This window comes from Flavobacterium sp. 5 (genome assembly GCF_002813295.1).
GTDB lineage: Bacteria > Bacteroidota > Bacteroidia > Flavobacteriales > Flavobacteriaceae > Flavobacterium.
Genome location: NZ_PHUE01000001.1, coordinates 482826 through 500505 on the forward strand (window position 1 = coordinate 482826; position 17680 = coordinate 500505).

Annotated in this window: 16 protein-coding genes and 1 tRNA gene; 7 read left to right on the forward strand and 10 right to left on the reverse strand. The window is 30.6% G+C overall.

All coding sequences use genetic code 11. The features are described 5' to 3' along the window. Positions 1-52: 52 nt before the first annotated feature. Positions 53-898: a L,D-transpeptidase gene (locus tag CLU82_RS01915; protein ID WP_100841493.1), complete on the forward strand. Its 846-nt coding sequence runs from the start codon at positions 53-55 to the stop codon at positions 896-898. A gap of 137 nt (positions 899-1035) precedes the next feature. Here CLU82_RS01915 and CLU82_RS01920 read toward each other — a convergent pair whose 3' ends face one another. From CLU82_RS01920 to rocD, 5 genes are all read right to left on the reverse strand, one after another. Next, positions 1036-2340, reverse strand: a complete 1305-nt coding sequence (locus CLU82_RS01920) for a M28 family metallopeptidase (protein ID WP_100841494.1) — start codon at positions 2338-2340, stop codon at positions 1036-1038. Between the two features lie 144 nt (positions 2341-2484). After that, positions 2485-2721, reverse strand: a complete 237-nt coding sequence (locus CLU82_RS01925) for a MoaD/ThiS family protein (protein WP_100841495.1) — start codon at positions 2719-2721, stop codon at positions 2485-2487. Further along, positions 2718-3530 carry a uroporphyrinogen-III C-methyltransferase gene (cobA, locus tag CLU82_RS01930; RefSeq protein WP_100841496.1) on the reverse strand — a complete coding sequence of 271 codons (813 nt, stop codon included), beginning with the start codon at positions 3528-3530 and terminating at the stop codon, positions 2718-2720. The genes CLU82_RS01925 and cobA overlap by 4 nt, the downstream gene beginning before the upstream one ends. A gap of 261 nt (positions 3531-3791) precedes the next feature. Then, a complete protein-coding gene (locus CLU82_RS01935) occupies positions 3792-4754 on the reverse strand; it encodes an arginase (RefSeq protein ID WP_100841497.1) in 963 nt (320 codons plus the stop codon). A gap of 6 nt (positions 4755-4760) precedes the next feature. Beyond that, entirely contained in the window at positions 4761-6014 is a 1254-nt protein-coding gene (gene rocD, locus CLU82_RS01940; RefSeq protein WP_100841498.1) for an ornithine--oxo-acid transaminase, read from the reverse strand. Between the two features lie 235 nt (positions 6015-6249). On the opposite strand from rocD, the gene CLU82_RS01945 reads away from it, so the two are divergent. From CLU82_RS01945 to CLU82_RS01960, 4 genes are all read left to right on the forward strand, one after another. Next, positions 6250-6702, forward strand: coding sequence for an Lrp/AsnC family transcriptional regulator (locus tag CLU82_RS01945; protein WP_100841499.1), 453 nt, complete (start codon positions 6250-6252; stop codon positions 6700-6702). Between the two features lie 105 nt (positions 6703-6807). Next, positions 6808-7581, forward strand: a complete 774-nt coding sequence (locus CLU82_RS01950; RefSeq protein WP_100841500.1) for a dienelactone hydrolase family protein — start codon at positions 6808-6810, stop codon at positions 7579-7581. A 38-nt stretch (positions 7582-7619) separates the two neighbouring features. After that, the gene (locus CLU82_RS01955) at positions 7620-8636 is read left to right on the forward strand and encodes a M28 family peptidase (protein WP_100841501.1); all 1017 of its coding nucleotides are present in this window, start codon (positions 7620-7622) and stop codon (positions 8634-8636) included. A gap of 248 nt (positions 8637-8884) precedes the next feature. After that, complete coding sequence (locus tag CLU82_RS01960) at positions 8885-9994, forward strand: PAS domain-containing sensor histidine kinase (RefSeq protein WP_100841502.1); 1110 nt, start codon at positions 8885-8887, stop codon at positions 9992-9994. A 63-nt stretch (positions 9995-10057) separates the two neighbouring features. Here CLU82_RS01960 and CLU82_RS01965 read toward each other — a convergent pair. From CLU82_RS01965 to CLU82_RS01980, 4 genes are all read right to left on the reverse strand, one after another. After that, a tRNA-His gene (locus CLU82_RS01965) sits at positions 10058-10131 on the reverse strand. A 77-nt stretch (positions 10132-10208) separates the two neighbouring features. Next, positions 10209-10925, reverse strand: a complete 717-nt coding sequence (gene bshB1 / locus CLU82_RS01970) for a bacillithiol biosynthesis deacetylase BshB1 (protein ID WP_100841503.1) — start codon at positions 10923-10925, stop codon at positions 10209-10211. Positions 10926-10988: 63 nt separating this feature from the next. Then, complete coding sequence (locus CLU82_RS01975) at positions 10989-12056, reverse strand: chorismate-binding protein (protein ID WP_100844898.1); 1068 nt, start codon at positions 12054-12056, stop codon at positions 10989-10991. Between the two features lie 2 nt (positions 12057-12058). Then, positions 12059-12487, reverse strand: a complete 429-nt coding sequence (locus CLU82_RS01980) for a PaaI family thioesterase (protein ID WP_100841504.1) — start codon at positions 12485-12487, stop codon at positions 12059-12061. Between the two features lie 265 nt (positions 12488-12752). Here CLU82_RS01980 and CLU82_RS01985 point away from each other — a divergent pair, with 265 nt between their 5' ends. Together CLU82_RS01985 and CLU82_RS01990 are read left to right on the forward strand one after the other, a co-directional pair. After that, the gene (locus CLU82_RS01985) at positions 12753-13367 is read left to right on the forward strand and encodes a hypothetical protein (RefSeq protein ID WP_100841505.1); all 615 of its coding nucleotides are present in this window, start codon (positions 12753-12755) and stop codon (positions 13365-13367) included. 175 nt (positions 13368-13542) lie between these two features. Next, positions 13543-15069: a hypothetical protein gene (locus CLU82_RS01990; RefSeq protein ID WP_100841506.1), complete on the forward strand. Its 1527-nt coding sequence runs from the start codon at positions 13543-13545 to the stop codon at positions 15067-15069. 46 nt (positions 15070-15115) lie between these two features. Here the strand turns inward: CLU82_RS01990 and CLU82_RS01995 are convergent, their stop codons facing one another. Further along, positions 15116-17206: a response regulator gene (locus CLU82_RS01995; protein ID WP_100841507.1), complete on the reverse strand. Its 2091-nt coding sequence runs from the start codon at positions 17204-17206 to the stop codon at positions 15116-15118. Between the last annotated feature and the right edge of the window lie 474 nt (positions 17207-17680).

A 17680-nucleotide genomic window follows, 5' to 3' on the forward strand; every position in this document is an offset into this window, starting at 1 on the left:
ATATAACAGTTTATTGCCTTATTTAAATCATTTTTACAAAAAATAAAGCGAAATGAAAAAATTGATTATACTATTTGGAATTATTGCATTTATGTTATTGTCCTGCAAGAATGGAGATAAAAATAAAGTTGTTACTACAAAGAAAATACCCGTTCGAAAAGAACCCAAAAATGTTTCCTATACTCTGGAAAACACTAAAGAATGGCTTAAAAAAAATAAAAGCGAAGAAAATTTAGAAATTGCTCTAGCAGTAAATAGAACCGATAAAGAAAACTTTATAAAAATGGATTCTGTTATCATTCCATCATATCTTAATGGTGACATAGTATATTATTTGCCTTTTCCGCTGCAAGTTACTTCGTTACAAGAAGTCGATAAAATTATTTTCTTCTCATACCCTACTCAAACTTTTGCAACCTACGAAAATGGAATTTTAATCCGTACTGGTCCAACCAATATGGGTAAAAAAAAGGACCCAACACCAACAGGATTGTTCTTTACGAATTGGAAAGCCGAAGAAACCACCAGCACATTCAATGATGAGTGGGAATTAAAATGGAATTTTAATGTCGAAAATAAAAAAGGTGTTGGATTTCACCAATATGAATTGCCTGGTTATCCAGCATCACATTCGTGTATGAGATTACAGGAAAAAGATGCTAAATATTTATATGAATGGGCAGATCAATGGGTTTTGGTAAATGATGAAAATGTAAAATTTAAAGGAACTCCAGTAGTTGTTTTTGGAAGTTATAATTTTGATGCACCTAAACCTTGGTTACAACTCGTTCAAAATCCTAAAACTTTAACTATTCCAGAAAGTGAAATTAAAGAAATCATTACACCATATTTAAGCACTATCTTAAAGGAACAGGAAAAAAGAAAAAATAGCAAATAAAAACAGCTTCATTATCTACTAAAAATTGTTCATTTATAAAGGTAGAAATATTGGTTTTGATTAAACCTCAACATTCAAAAAAACCCTTGAAACAATTAATTTCAAGGGTTTTTATATAATTTATTTTTTCTCTTAAACTATCTTAACTGAGTGGTATCAACTCTCGATGGTGTATCTTTTCCACTAATAATAGATGAAGAACTCAAAGCAATGGCCTTAATAATTTCGGTCATATTATCAATATCTAATGTTTCAAATTCATCATCAGCAGTATGATAATTTGGTTCGCTATCCATTTTTGATGTTGAAATGGTATGTGCAGGAACTCCTAATTTTGCCAAAGTAGCATTGTCAGAACGATAAAATAATTCTTGCTCTGGATAAGGATCTGGATAAAACTTAAAATTGGTTTTCTCTAAATTCTTTTGTAAAATCTCTCCCATATTCGATTTTTCAAATCCTGTTATATAAGCAGAGTTCTTCCCCCATTTAGATTCTGTACCTATCATTTCTAAATTGAACATGGCAATTACTTTGTCCGCAGAAAGTTGTTTAGAAAAATATTTAGCTCCAAAACCACCTAATTCTTCAGCAACAAAAGTGGTAAAAATAATAGTACGTTCGTTGTTATTTAGTTTTTTAAAATAATTAGCCAACATAACTACTGCAGTACTTCCTGCTGCATCATCATTTGCACCATTATAAATAGAGTCAGTTGCAGTATGAGGTACACCTTCTTCTGGAGAACCTACACCAAGATGATCGTAATGCCCAGAGAAAATTACGTATTCATCTGGTTTGCTTTTACCAGGCAATACTCCAACCACATTATTCAATGATTTTTTAGAGATAGTATTGGTTAGTTCAACAGAAAAAGTGTTTGCTTCTGAAACTCCAAAAACAAACAAAACAGTATTAGTTCCAGGATTAGAAGTGATTCTATCAATATGTTGAAGATTAGGTAAAACATTATTAAATGAAGCATCAACTAATACCAAATAACTCTTAGAGCTCTTATAATACTCATTAAATTTCTTTCCAAGATTATCCCCTTTACTGATTTTGACAACTGTAATATCACTTTTCTCTGTTAAGGAAACCTGAGGTTCATAAGAAAAAGCAACCACTTGATTGTTATTGATTTCTTGTCCATCAATAGTAATTTTTGAGTCTTTAGCTTTAGATTCAGTCATAGAAAACTCTTGTCTAAAATTTGCAGCTCCCATAAAAGGTTGCAATCCTGCTTTTTTGAATTCCGATTCAATAAAGGCAGATGCTTTGTCAATACCAGGAGTAAAAGTTCTTCTCCCTTGCATATCATCTGCAGAAAGTACTTTTTCGATACGAGAAACTTCTTTGCTGGTAACGATTTTATCAATCGATTGTCCATGAATACTAAAACACAGACCTAGAACAAATATACTTACAATACTTTTTTTCATGTTTTACTTTTATAAATAATAACTTAGTCAAACCAAAAGTATATTATTTATTTGTAAAATAATACTGTAAATATGATTTTTTAATTAGAAAAACACAAGAAAACTTCTAATCATTAAGAATACTTCAAAAGGAACAAAATGAGATTATGCTCCAAGAAAATGAGGTAATAAAGCAACAGTGTCGTTACTTTTTAGAATCAGATTAGAAAATCTATCTATTATTTTTTGATTAACAGCCACGCTAAAAGGAAACTGATTCAATTCATATTTTCGTTCTAGCTCAACTAATAATTGACTTAATTTCAAATCTGAAAAATAGATTTTTTCACCTCTGCGTCTTGTACGAGCGACAAGAGCTCCAAAATATTTTATCTTAATCATAGCATTTCATTTAGATTTTGTAAAATAAATTCATCTTCAAAAGAAGAATCAAAAACCAATTCTTCTTCTATATATTCAGTTAGTTTTGAAGCATTTTTAACTACTTCACCAATTACTATAATTGCAGGAGAAGCTATTTGGTTTTCTTCGACTAATGCTGATATCGAACTGATAGTTCCAATTACTTTTTTTTGAGTTGTCTTGGTTCCGTTTTGAATGATAGCTATTGGCAAATCATCGGTTCTATTGTTTTGATACAACGCGACAATTTCATCAAGCTTATTCATTCCCATCAAAATGACAACCGTAGCCGAAGATTGTGAAGCCAAATTAACATCTTTAGACAATTTATGTTCCGAAGTAGTTCCAGTAATTACCCAAAAACTCTCTGCAACTTTTCTTTGAGTCAAACTAATTCCGTTTGAAGCTGGTACTCCCATTGCAGATGATATTCCAGGAACAATTGCTGTTTCAATTCCAAATTGACTTGCAAAATCTATTTCTTCACTACCTCTTCCAAAAACGAAAGGATCTCCACCTTTTAAACGAACTACATGGCCTTTATTTTTAGCCATTGAAACAATTAAATCATTAATCTGATCTTGAGTGTAAGCATGGCATCCAAATCGTTTTCCAACAAATATAATTTCAGCTTGCTGTGCATATTGCAATAGCTCTTCATTAACCAAGGCATCATATAAAACAACATCAGCACTTTCCAATGCTTTAATTGCTTTCAGAGTAATCAATTCTACATCACCAGGCCCCGCTCCTACTATTGTTAATTTTGGTTTATTTATTGCTATCATGATTCAAAGTATAAAAGTTCAACTTTTGATTAACTAAGTATTAATACTTATACAAATATAAGTATTTTTTCTAATAACAATCTGTTAAAATCAAAATAATGAAAAAATTAACTCATTTGAAAGAAAACAATTATACCCAATTGAAAATCAATCGTTTTCGTTAATAAAAATGTAAGTTATCAAACAAAAAAGTCTTAAAGTATAAAACTTTAAGACTCTCTGATATTCAATTACTTTTTACTCTTTTATTTATAAAAACTCTTATTCAATAGGTAAAACAAGTGTAGCGGTAATAGCTTCTAACACTTGAAAAGCAGTTTCAGCCATCTTGTTACCTTTAGTATCTAAAAGTGGATTTACCTCAACAAATTCAATGCAGACTACTTTCTTCGACTGAATAATCTGGTTGACAATTGCTATAATTTCATATTGATCAAAACCTCTAGAAACTGGAGTTCCTGTACCAAAAGAGATTAAATCACAATCCATAGCATCTACATCAAAAGAAATATACAAAACATCACAATGAGATAATTTAATCAATGCTTCCGAAACACAGTTTTCAAGACCTCGATAACGAGTCTCCTCTACTTTATAATTTCGGATATTCAATTTTTCTATTTGTTTATCCTCTGCTTCTTCAGTATCACGAACTCCAAAATATATCAGATTTTCTGCTATTATTTTTGGACCTTGAATACCGATATTTTTCATTTCAATCCAATGTTCTTGTGTATCGGTTGCTACTGGATTAACCTGAGAATCGAGATTATCATCACCCAGTACAGCAGCCAAAGGCATTCCATGAATATTTCCAGAAGGAGTTGTATAAGGCGAATGTAAATCGGCATGCGCATCAATCCAGATAACACCAAGAGTCTGTTCTTGATAAGCAGCTTTCACACCGCTAATAGTGCCTAAAGCAGAAGAATGATCTCCTGAAAGTACTATTGGAAAATAATTATTATTTAGATTTTTTGTAACTGAATTACTAACTCGTGTACATTGCTCTACAACATGTTCGATTCTTTTGGCTACTGAACTTCGGTATTTATCATATATTGATTCATTATGCGTTTTTACATCTTCAAACTCATACAAATTAAAATAATCACTATTTTTATTTATGGCAGCAATTTCAATTGCATCTATCCCCATATCAGATCCACGAGTTCCTGCTCCAATATCGGATCGATTTTTAATAATCTTAATAGCTTTCTGCATTAAAAACTATTTTTTAAAATCATTTAAAGCTTTCTCAATAATTGAAAGACATTCTTGAATTTGAGCTTCTGTAATTACCAATGGTGGCGCAAAACGAATTTTATTGCCATGAGTTGGTTTTGCCAATAGTCCATAATCTCTAAAACGAAGACAAATATCCCAAGCTAAATCTGAATCTTCTCCACAGTTGATGACAATAGCATTAAGTAATCCTTTGCCTCGAACCAATTCGATTAACGGATTACGTGCTGCAATTTCATTAAGTCCTTTTCTTAAAATCAATCCTAATTTTTGAGCGTTTTCAGATAAATTTTCTTCACGAACAACTTCAAGAGCTGCTATAGCAACTGCTGCTGCAATAGGATTTCCACCAAAAGTAGATCCATGCTGACCTGGCTTAATGACGTCCATAATTTCATTATTCGCCAAAACAGCAGACACTGGATAAACTCCGCCCGAAATAGCTTTCCCCAAAATTAAAATATCAGGCTGCACATTTTCGTGATGTACGGCTAATAATTTACCGGTTCTTGCAATTCCTGTCTGAACTTCATCTGCAATGAACAATACATTATGAGCTTCACAAAGTGCTTTAGCCTTTGCCAAATATCCCTCACTAGGAACATATACTCCAGCTTCTCCTTGAATAGGTTCTACCAAAAATCCAGCAATATTAGTTGATGATTTCAATACTTTTTCTAAAGCTTCAATATCATCATAAGGAATTTTTATAAATCCTTCGGTAAAAGGACCGAAGCTTTTGCGAGCGCTTTCGTCATTCGAAAAAGAAATAATGGTAGTTGTTCTTCCATGAAAATTACCCTCGCATACAATAACTTGAGCTTGATTTTCAGGAATCCCTTTAACTTCATACGACCATTTTCTACACAATTTCAAAGCTGTTTCCACAGCTTCGGCTCCAGTATTCATCGGTAACACTTTATCAAAACCAAAATACTTAGTTATATATTCTTCATATACTCCTAATTGATCATTGTAAAAAGCACGGGAAGTCAATGTCAATTTTTGAGCTTGCTCTACCATAGCCCCAACAATTTTTGGATGGCAATGACCTTGATTTACGGCTGAATAAGCAGATAAAAAATCAAAATATTTTTTTCCGTCAACGTCCCATACAAAAACACCTTCCCCTTTTTCTAAAACGACTGGTAACGGGTGATAATTATGAGCTCCATATTTATTCTCTTTTTCAATTAAAACTTCCGACTTTAAAGAAAGTGCTTGTGTTGTATGTTCCATTGTCTATAATTTTATTAAAATATCCATACAAAAGTAACAAATGTTTTTTATTTACCAAATAAAAAGTTAAATTTGACTTTTATAAGCATCTTTTAAAAAAAATATAATTTATTTATAACAAAAATAAGTCATGTTGTTATTTTAACACTTCCGAAGATACTCAACAAAAAAAATAACTAAAAAACAATTACTTTTACCTCAATAAAAAGTGATTTTAACTTTAAAAAAGCAGAATATGGACATATTAGATGAATTTGACATCAATATCATAAAAGAATTAGAAAAAGACGGAAGAATGGCTTTTTCTGCAATAGCAAGTAATCTTAAGATCTCAAACACTATGGTGCACCAACGCATCAACCGATTAATAGAGCAAGGAATTATATCTGGAATCAAACCCGTTTTAAACGAAAAAAAAATAGGTTATGACTGGGGAACATTTACTGGAATCACTTTAAAAAAGGATCAGGACTCTGCAAAAGTTATCGAAGCTTTAAAAGAAATACCCGAAATAACTGAATGCTATTACATCACAGGTTCTTTTACGCTTTATATAAAAATGATTGCAAAAGATCACGAACATATGAGACGATTACTTTATGAGAAAATCGATTCTATTCCAGGTATTTCAAAAACTGAATCCTTGATCGAATTAGGTTGTGCTTTCAAAAGGAATATTAGTTTATAAATAATCTCTAAATATAATTAGCATAACTACAACCTTGAAAGAAGGCTTTTTTCAAGGTTTTTTTTATATCAATTAATAATTCAGATATTTGTAAAAAATAGTGCTATGGAAAACTTAAAATATATTTTTTTGGGAATCATTTTAATTAGTATTCAAACATTTGGACAATTAAAACCTGTACAATACAAAGATGGAAATCAGATTCTGAATGGTTTTAAAATCGTGCCTTCACAAAAAGGTTCTCAGAAACCAGGTATCTTAATTCTACCAGCTTGGAAAGGAATTGATAAACTATCTAAAGACACAGCCGAAACTCTTTCAGAATTAGGGTATTATGCTTTTATCGCTGATATATATGGAGAAGGAAATTATCCAAAGGATAATGGTGAAGCTGGAAAAGTTGCCGGATTTTACAAAAAAGACTTTGTAGCCTATCAAAAACGAATTTCATTAGCATTAGAACAATTAATTGCTGCAGGGGCCAATCCTGATAATATTGTAGTTATTGGTTATTGCTTTGGAGGAACTGGAGCTCTTGAAGCTGCTCGCGGGCACCTTAATGTAAAAGGTGTTGTTTCTTTTCATGGAGGCTTAGGTAAAGATGCCACTAGAGCAACTGAACCTATAACTGCAAAAGTATTAGTATGTCATGGAGCAGATGATCCATACGAATCAAAAGAAGAAATTGCTACTTTTCAACAAGAAATGCGTGACACAAAAGCAGATTGGCAAATGATTTATTATGCCAATGCAGTTCATTCCTTTACCAATCCTGAATCAGGTACAGACAATTCAAAAGGTGCTGCTTACAATGAAAAAGCCGCAAAAAGATCTTTTGAACATCTTAAGTTATTCTTAAACGAAGTATTAAAAAAATAACAAATTAAATAGTAAATATTAATCACCAAAAATTCTAAATGAAAAAATTCTTATCTCTATTTATATGTATTGCATCTCTAAATTGTTTCGCTCAAAAGAAAACAGAGAACAACGATAATGCAACAAAGTTCATGAATACCATAACAGCAGAACAATTAAAAACAAAACTTTACATAATTGCTTCTGATGAAATGGAGGGTCGTGATACAGGTTCTAAAGGACAAAAAAAAGCCGGAAAATATCTTATTAATCAATATAACAAAAATAAAATATCTTATCCAAAAGGAGCGAATAATTATTACCAACACATTCCGGCATCCTACTTAAATGCTAATTACAACGAAAACTTACCAGATTCAGAAAATATATGGGCATATATTGAAGGTTCAGAAAAACCAAACGAAGTTCTAGTTATTTCGGCACATTATGATCATGTAGGAGTAAAAAATGGCGATATTTATAACGGTGCTGATGATGATGGATCAGGAACAGTTGCAGTACTTCAAATCGCAGAAGCCTTCCAAAAAGCTCAAAAAGAAGGCCATGGACCAAAACGTTCCATATTATTTCTTCATGTAACAGGCGAAGAGCATGGTTTACATGGTTCTCGTTTTTACTCTGAACATCCTTTATTTCCAATAGCTAACACAATAGCTGACATTAATATCGATATGATTGGCCGTCGTGATTTTGACCACCCTAATACTAATAATTATGTTTATGTAATTGGTGCTGATAGATTATCCAGTGATTTACATAATATCACTGTTGCGCAAAACGAAAAATATACACATCTTGACTTAGATTTTAAATTCAATGACCCGAAAGACCCTAATCATTTCTATGAGCGTTCTGATCATTATAATTTTGCCAAATTTGGTATTCCTGCGGTATTTCTATTTAATGGGGTTCATGCCGATTACCATAAAAAAACAGATAAAGTTGAGAAAATAGAATTTGATGCGTTAGCAAAAAGAGCACAACTGGCATTTGTAATTGCTTGGGAATTAGCCAACAGATCTGAAAGAATTGTAGTTGATAAACCTATAAAATAAACACTAAGTATATATAATATTAAGGGGCTTTGAAGAAATTTGAAGCTCCTTTTTTATTAATCCACTTACCTCTTAAAAAAAACATATTTATAATCAAAACAGTATCAATATATTTGGAGTTCTATTAAACGATATGTACATTAGCTTCTAAGGAATATATTATGTAGAAACCCCAAGACTCTTCAATTAATCTTTTTTTGCCATTAGCAACAAAAGAATTAAAACACTAACATTTGTAATACCAGACAATGACAGGAAATCATAATTTAATTTCAGATTCGGGTAGCAAATATCTATTCGAACATTTTTTTGAACTATCTGCCGACTTGCTATGTATAGCAGGATTCGATGGTTTTTTCAAAAAAATAAATCCAGCTGTTTCAAAATTATTAGGCTACACAAATGATGAACTCCTTTCAAAACCAATTAATGACTTTATATACATTAAAGATCAAGAATACACATCAACAGTTAGGAAAGAACTACACAGAAACAAACCACTTTTTAATTTCGAAAATCGATATGTAACAAAAAGTGGCGAAATTGTATGGTTCTCATGGACATCTATGCCAATTACTAACGATAAACTAGTTTATGCAATTGCTAAGAATATCACACACAATAAAAAACTGGAAGAAGAACGAAATTTACTTCTTACAAAATTCACAAAAATCAATAACGACCTCAAAAAAATAAGCTATACCAACTCCCACGATTTGAGATCTCCTGTAAACAATCTACTTTCTATTTTTACTCTTTTGGATGTTTCTAAAATTGAAGATTCTGAAACACTTCAGTTTATAGAAATGTTGAAATCGGCTACCGAAAGTTTAAAACAAGCTTTAAACAACTATGTAGATGTCTTAATTCTTGAAGATAAAGCAATCGCACAGATTGAAGAAATAAATTTTACAGATTCTCTAAATTCAGTTATTCTTTCGATAAATTCATTAATTCAAAACTCCAAAGCAGTTATCAATGTAGACTTTTCTCAACTTGAAAATATTAATTTCAATAAAGCCTACTTAGAAAGTATATTTTTAAATTTAATAACCAATTCAATTAAGTATTCAATTCCTACTCATTCCCCTATTATTTCCATCAATTCCAGAAAAATTAATGGTGTTGATCAATTGATTTTTTCAGATAATGGCATTGGCTTTGATATGGAACTTGTAAAAGACAAAATTTTTGGTTTACACCAAAAGTTCAACAATCATATAGACAGTAAAGGAATTGGGCTTTATTTAGTAAACAACCACATTACAACCTTAGGTGGTAAAATAGATGTAGAGAGCAAAATCAATAAAGGAACAACATTTACTATTTCATTTAAAAAGGAAACAATCTTTTTGTAAAATACAGACGAAAATGTATTCCACAAAAAAAGCCTCGAATTACTTCGAGGCTTTTGCCTTTTGGGTGGATGACCGGGTTCGAACCGGCGACCCTCGGCACCACAAACCGATGCTCTAACCAGCTGAGCTACAACCACCATTTGTGCTTAGCGGTGGCAAAGATAGAATAAATGTTTACTTCTACAAACAAAAAAACAAAAAAAATTCAGCTTTTTTACTTCAAATCACCTAAACTATTGACTGCCAAATACCTTTCAACTGTAAAACCTTCGGCGTGTTCTACACCTGTTAACCTTCCTAAGTCTCTTGAACGATAATTCAGGCTTTCTAAGAAATTTTTACTCGATATTGGCGACTCTGGTTCTTTAGAATTTGGATCATAAAATTGCGAACCATAAGCCAAAATTGCCTCTATTTTAGTATCTGTGAATCCTGTAATATCCACAACAAAATCTGGTTCTATATTTTTCCATTGAATATAGTGATAAACTACTTTGGGTCTCCATGGTTTTTGAAGTACTCCATCCAGTTTTGTTTCAATTTTCATCAACCCAGATAAAAAGCAAGCATCCGAAACTAATTTACTTCCTTTCCCGTGATCAATATGTCTATCGTCTATTGCATTACACAATACAATTTCAGGCTGATACTTCCTAATCATTTTTATGACTTCCAATTGGTGTTTTTCATCATTTACAAAAAAACCATCTCGCATATTCAAATTCTCACGAACTGAAACACCTAATATTTTTGCAGCATCATTGGCTTCCTTATCACGAATTTCAGCAGAACCACGAGTTCCTAACTCTCCTCTAGTCAAATCAATAATCCCTACTGTCTTACCCAAAGAAATTTCTTTTAAAATAGTTCCTGAACATCCTAATTCTACGTCGTCCGGATGTGCTCCAAATGCAAGTATATCTAATTTCATTTATTTTTTTGTTTTTTTGTTTTTGGATTCAAATTCTAATTATCAACTTTAAAATTGAAACTTTTATACTATTCTCAAAACTCTCTTCATCGTCATTGATTTATTAACGCTTTCCTCCCACTCTTTTTCAGGAATACTTTCTTTAGTTATTCCGCATCCCATATACAAAATGGCTTTATTATCTTTAATCTGCATGCTACGTAAATTTACAAATAAATCAGAACTTATGGCGATTGCAGCCAAACTACTGTTTAATTCACCTAAAAAACCAGTATAAAAAGTTCGATTATAATTTTCATTTTCTATAATAAAGGCCTTTGCTTTCTTTTTAGGTAAGCCGCAGACTGCAGGCGTTGGATGCAAAGTATCAATCACTTCTGCTAAAATTGAATTATCATTTAAAACTCCAGAAATATCTGTTTTAATATGCCATATCGATCCAGCTTTAATGTTGTATGGTTCTGTTACTTTTACAGACCGAGCCACTTCACGAAGTCGTTTTACTATAAAATCAGTTACATATTGCTGTTCTTCTTTTTCCTTTTGCTGCCACAAAATTTCAACTTCTGAATTTGCTTTTTGTGTCCCAGCCAAAGCAGTTGTTTCAAAAACATTTCCATTCGCTTTCAATAACTGCTCAGGAGTTGCACCCATCCAAAATCCAACTTTTGGATGATAGAAACAAAAACTAAAAGTTGTTGGATACAATTGAATTAACTGTTGAAAAGCAGTGACAAAATCAAATTCAATCAAATTAACACTTTCACTTCGAGATAAAACAACTTTCTTGAATTCATCTTGTTTGATAGCCTGAATCCCTTTGGTAATTAAATCTTCAAATTGACTTTTGGCTTCAATATCAAAACCTGAATCATCTATTTCAATCGGATTAATAGTAATATTTTCATGCTCAGAAGTTATTATTTCAGATTCATTTTCTGGAATTAAAATCAATTGTTTTTCATCAAAAGAAGCAAAGACAAAACCTTTTTCGGTGAAATCTGAAACAGTATACAAAACATCATTTTGCTGTAAAAGCCCAATCATTTTATTTGAATTAGGCTTAGAATATAATACAAAAGGAAGTTCTTCTTCTTTGTGAAGTTTTATTTTAGAAAAGAAATTATTCATCATTACTTGTTCTCTTTGGTCAAAACCATATTCGTCAATTTACAAAGTGAAATCAGATTCCCTTCATCATCGGTAATTTTAATTTCCCAAAGATGCAAACTTCTGCCTTTATGGATAATTCGAGCAGTACCAAAAACTACGCCTTCACGAATACTTTTTAAGTGATTAGCAGAAATCTCGATACCACGAACTTCTTGGTTTTTAGCATCTATAAAAAAATGCGAAGCAGCACTTCCAACACTTTCAGCCAAAGCAAGCGAAGCACCACCATGCAGTAATCCCATAGGTTGATGCACACTCGAATTTACAGGCATTTTGGCAACCAAAAATCCCTCACCAGCATCTACAAACTCAATTTTCAGGGTTTCCATCAAAGTGTTTTTGGAAAAAGCATTGCAATATTCCAGTATTTTATCTTTATCCATTGTCATTTTTTTATTTTAAAGAATGTAAAAATACGCTAATTTGATAATTCAAAAAAGAAATAAATCGAACACCAAAAACTGAAAATCTGAAGCATTTAACTAAGCATAAAAACTAATTTAAAAATGCTTCCCTAATAAAAGCTACACTATGCAAGGACAGCTATGATTGCAAAAAAGATAAAAATACTCCAAAATGGGTATTTTATCTTTTTAACTGTAGCACTAATTTTATAAAAATATAAATTTCAAATAAAACCAAAACAATTCTATCATGAAAAATATTTCATTTACTCCATCAAAAGCTTGTAAATTATTTTTTTACTGCCTTATTCTATTTATTAGTTCCTGCAGCAGTGATGAAAACAAAAATGATTCAGAAAACTCAACTGAAGTTAGTGATGCTCTTCATTTAGCTTTTAAAACACCAGATTGGGAACAAAATATTAATTGTGAAAAATTAGACCTTTTTCCTGACGCGCAAAATGATTCTACGAATGTTGTATCTGCATCATCAGCTTCCACTAGAGAAACTTTTTATTTTTCATACCCTAAAGACAGCTCTAAAATTGTAAAAACTAAAATATTATCTAAACATAAAATAATGGAATTAGGCAGTAATAATGAGCCTTTCCAATTTTCACAAAAACTGCCTTTAAATGCCAGCAGCATAGACGACACTACAAAAAGACTCGCAAGTCTTGAAGGCTTATCAGATACTGAATACAATCAAGTTATTGAAATAAAATATTTAAAAAGTGAGTCAAATTATGCAGTATTTATAGTAAAATGTAAATATGAAATGAAAGCATACTTAATAGAAACCCCTGAAACAATTAAAAAAATAACTGGAACATTTTCTTTTAAAATCAGAACTACCAAAGATTAAACAAATTCTATAAACAAATCATCAAAAACCAGAAGTAACTTATGAAAGATACTTCTGGTTTTCTTTATAATATTAAAAAAGATGAGATTTATTTGAAGAAAAAGCTCAGCCTACAATTCAATTAAATACCAATACCTACTAGTTTTTTTCTATTTTTACAAAAATAAAAAACCAAATGTCTCGTATCTACTTATTTTTTTTAACTGGAATATTATTTTCAGTTTATTCATGTCGTAGTGATTTTGATACCGTAAGTAGTACGGGTGAATTAACTTTTTCAAAAGATACAGTGTATTTGGATACTGTATTTACTAATTTGAGTTCTAACACATACGCTCTGAAAGTCTATAACCATTCTAAAAACGATATTAATATCCCAATTATTAAGTTTAACAAAGGCCTTAACTCAAAATACAGAATGTCTGTTGATGGAATTCAAGGAAACCAAGGCAAAATGTTCGAAAACGTTACTCTATTAGCGAAAGATAGTTTGTACATTTTTATTGAAACAACTGTTGAAAGTGGCAACACTACCCCAACAGAATTTCTATACACAGACCAAATAGAATTTGACAGCGGAGCCAATCTTCAAAAAGTAGAACTGGTAACCTTAGTTCAGGACGCCATTTTATTATACCCCAACCGCAATACAGATGGAACTACAGAAACATTACCTATTGGAGATGAAAAAATAAGTGGCTTTTATTTAGACAAAAATGATCCCCTTCATGGTAATGAGTTACTTTTTACTAACAAAAAACCATATGTTATTTATGGATATGCAGCTGTTCCAGAAGGAGAAACTGTAATTTTTGATGCAGGATCTCGAGTGTATTTTCATGCCAATTCTGGTCTTATTGTATCTAAAAATGCTTCAATACATGTAAATGGAACTACATCGACAACTGCTAAACTAGAAAATGAAGTGTTTTTTGGTAGCGACCGTTTACAGCCTGATTATAGTTATATACCTGGACAATGGGGAACGATTTGGTTACAAAATGGAAGTACTAATAATATCATACAAAATCTTACTCTTAAAAACGCCACTGTTGGACTATTAGTTGACAATAACAACGGAACGCCTTTATCAATAAAAAATTCTCAGATTTACAATTGTACTCATTACGGGATTCAAGCTAAAAATGCCTTGATTGAGGGAGAAAACATTGTAATCAATTATACTGGGCAAGCGAGTTTGGCATGTACTTATGGAGGGAACTACAAATTTACACACTGCACCTTCAACAACAACTGGTCAAGTCCAGAGCAGTTAGCTGTATATATCAGTAATTATAATACTGAAGCTACATCAGAAACTAAAGACTTAACAGCTGCTACATTTAACAACTGTATTATCTATGGTTCTTATTCTTACGAAATGATTTTGGATAAAAACCCAGAAGCACTTTTTGAATACCAATTTAACAATTGCTTACTAAAATTCAACAACATTAATAATAAATATACTAGCGATCCACTTTACAAATTTGATACAGATCCAGCACACTACAATTCAATAATCCTCAATAAAGATCCAAAATTCTTTAATTCAAATATCAATAATTTCAATATTGACAATAGCTCTTCTGCTTTCGCAAAAGGAAGTGCCGCTTATTTAGTTCCACTTGATATTTTAGGAATAACTAGAACATTACCGCCAGATTTAGGAGCATACCAGAATAAGTTATTTCCAAAATAATATAGATTTCAAAGTAAGTTTTGAATGTTTTTTAATGAACTCTCAATCACAATAAAGTATCTAACAATTCGAATATTTTTTCTTTTTTCAAAGGTTTTGTAATATAACTATCAAAACCTAATGACAACATTCGTTCTTCATCTTCTATTGATGCATGTGCAGTTTGAGCTATAATAGATAAATTTGGCTTAAGGTTTTTTATATTTTCAAAAGCCTTAATCCCATCCATTACAGGCATTTCAATATCCATAAAAACTAAATTGATTTCCTGACTTCCTTTACACATATCAACTGCTTCCTGACCGTTATTTGCTCTAATAATTGTGTAATTTCTAGCACTTAAAATCTTCTTTAACAATATAAAATTGATATCATTATCTTCTGCAATCAAAATAATTTCATTACCTGAACTAATAGATACATTATTTTTAGTTTCAAGTAAAACTATTGATTTTGGATCAGCATATTCAAAAGGCAATGTTACTACAAAAACAGTCCCTAATCCCACAACAGAGTCTACAATTACTGCCCCTCCCAAGAGTTGAATATAAGCCTTTGAAATAGCCAAACCTAATCCTAACCCACTTGCTTTAGCTGTTGAATTTGAATCAACCGTACGAAAGCGATCAAAAATATATTGCAACCCTTCTTTAGTAATTCCTTTACCTGAATCTTTCACAGTAAGCTCAATAGTTCGCTCAATTTCATTAATTTCAAATCCAAAAGAAACAGATCCAAAATCAGTAAACTTGATAGCATTACCAATTAAATTCAGCATAATTTGCTTTAATTTAATTTCATCTGTCAAAATCAGTTGAGTTAAAGACCTTTTACTTGGAATAATATGCAACTCTATTTTCTTATTACTAGGTATAGTTATAGCAATGGATTCCTGTAATTCTTTAAAACATTTATTTAAATCAACTTCACATATTTTTGGCGCAACTTGATTAGCATCAATCTTTGACATTTCAATAAGATCTTCAATAATAGACACCAAATCATGCCCACTTTTATTAATAATCATCAAATATTCATTTCTTTCTTCATCACTTATATTCTGACCTTTTATTAAATCACTAAATCCTACAATGGCATTCATCGGAGTTCTTATCTCATGAGATAAATTAGCCAAAAAAGCAGATTTGAGTTCTCCATTTTCTTCAGCTATATTCTTGGATAATATTAATTGTTCTTTTTGACGAATATTAATTTGAAAAAGTTTACTGATATAGCGAAACTCACCTCCATATTTTTTTAGTTTATTGATTGCGTTTCTATCTCCAGTTGCAAGAAAAGAAGTCACTATTTTTAATGGATCAAAAAACCATTTATTCAATAAATAGCCCAAAAAAACTACACTGAGTATTGATAAAAGCAACACTATTAAAATATTTTTAATTCCTAAAGAAAAATTCAAATCGAATTCTCTATCAAAACACATTTTTGCAATAACATTATTATTACTGTCTTTTAAATTAATTTCAGATCTAATCAATTTAGAACTAATTTCAGACGTACTAGTCGTATCAGTTAACAATTGAGTTTTAGAATGAGTCAAATTCCCTATATAATCAACATACCCTTGATCTAAAATTCGAACTAAAAAAAGATAACCCAAAGGTGCCTTTTCTTTTGCAGGATCGTCCGAAGTATTTAAAATAGTACCAAATACTTCAAAAACACCATCCTCGTTTTTAACATAATACCGAATATGTTTATTTACATAAAGCTCTGAGAATTTTTTTTCGGGAACAAAATCGATTACTCTAATCCTCTTTTTACCATAAAAAATTAGTTTTTTGTCTAAATTATAACCTCCAACAAAAACCTTATTATACTCCAATAGTTTAGTCATTCTACTATCAAAATACTTTGTGTTTTTGGTATTGACAGCATCTACCAATTCATCTGAATTAGAAATAATACTGATTAAATCTGTTATGTTTTTTGAATTTTGCTGAAAGATAGTTTCAGTTTCTTTTTTAAAATTATTCGAAGTGGCTTCATAAACCTTATCCACATTATCATTTAAATAAAAATCAAGCACATAAGAAAAAAGCAGAGCAAATAAAATCGTTGTACCTAACAAAATTAAAAATCTCCAATATGTATTTACTATTTTTTTAATATTCATGATAGGGGGTTAAAAAATGACTATATATTGAAAGAAAAAAGATATTAATAAATAAATGATAATTAATCACAAAATTAGCCATCACTTTATTAAAAATAAGGCGCTAAAAATAGTAAAAAATCTATTCAGTATTCATTTATAAATTCCAAAAAAATAAAATCTATAAACAATTATGTTACAATACTTAAGTGTATTTTATACACCTAAAAAATTAGACACATATAAACAGAAAACTACTACTCTTTAATTATTAAAAACATTATTTTACTGATATTTCTAATAATTAAATATTATTGATTTTAGAACAATAACAATCTTATTTGTTAAATAATAAAAATACAATTCTATTAACAATTCATAGATAACCTAGAGTATATTTTGGAAAATAAATTAAGATTGAATAAATCCCTAAAAAGGGAAAAATTGCGACAAATTCAAAAACATTTAATTACAACTAAAACCATGAAATTTTGC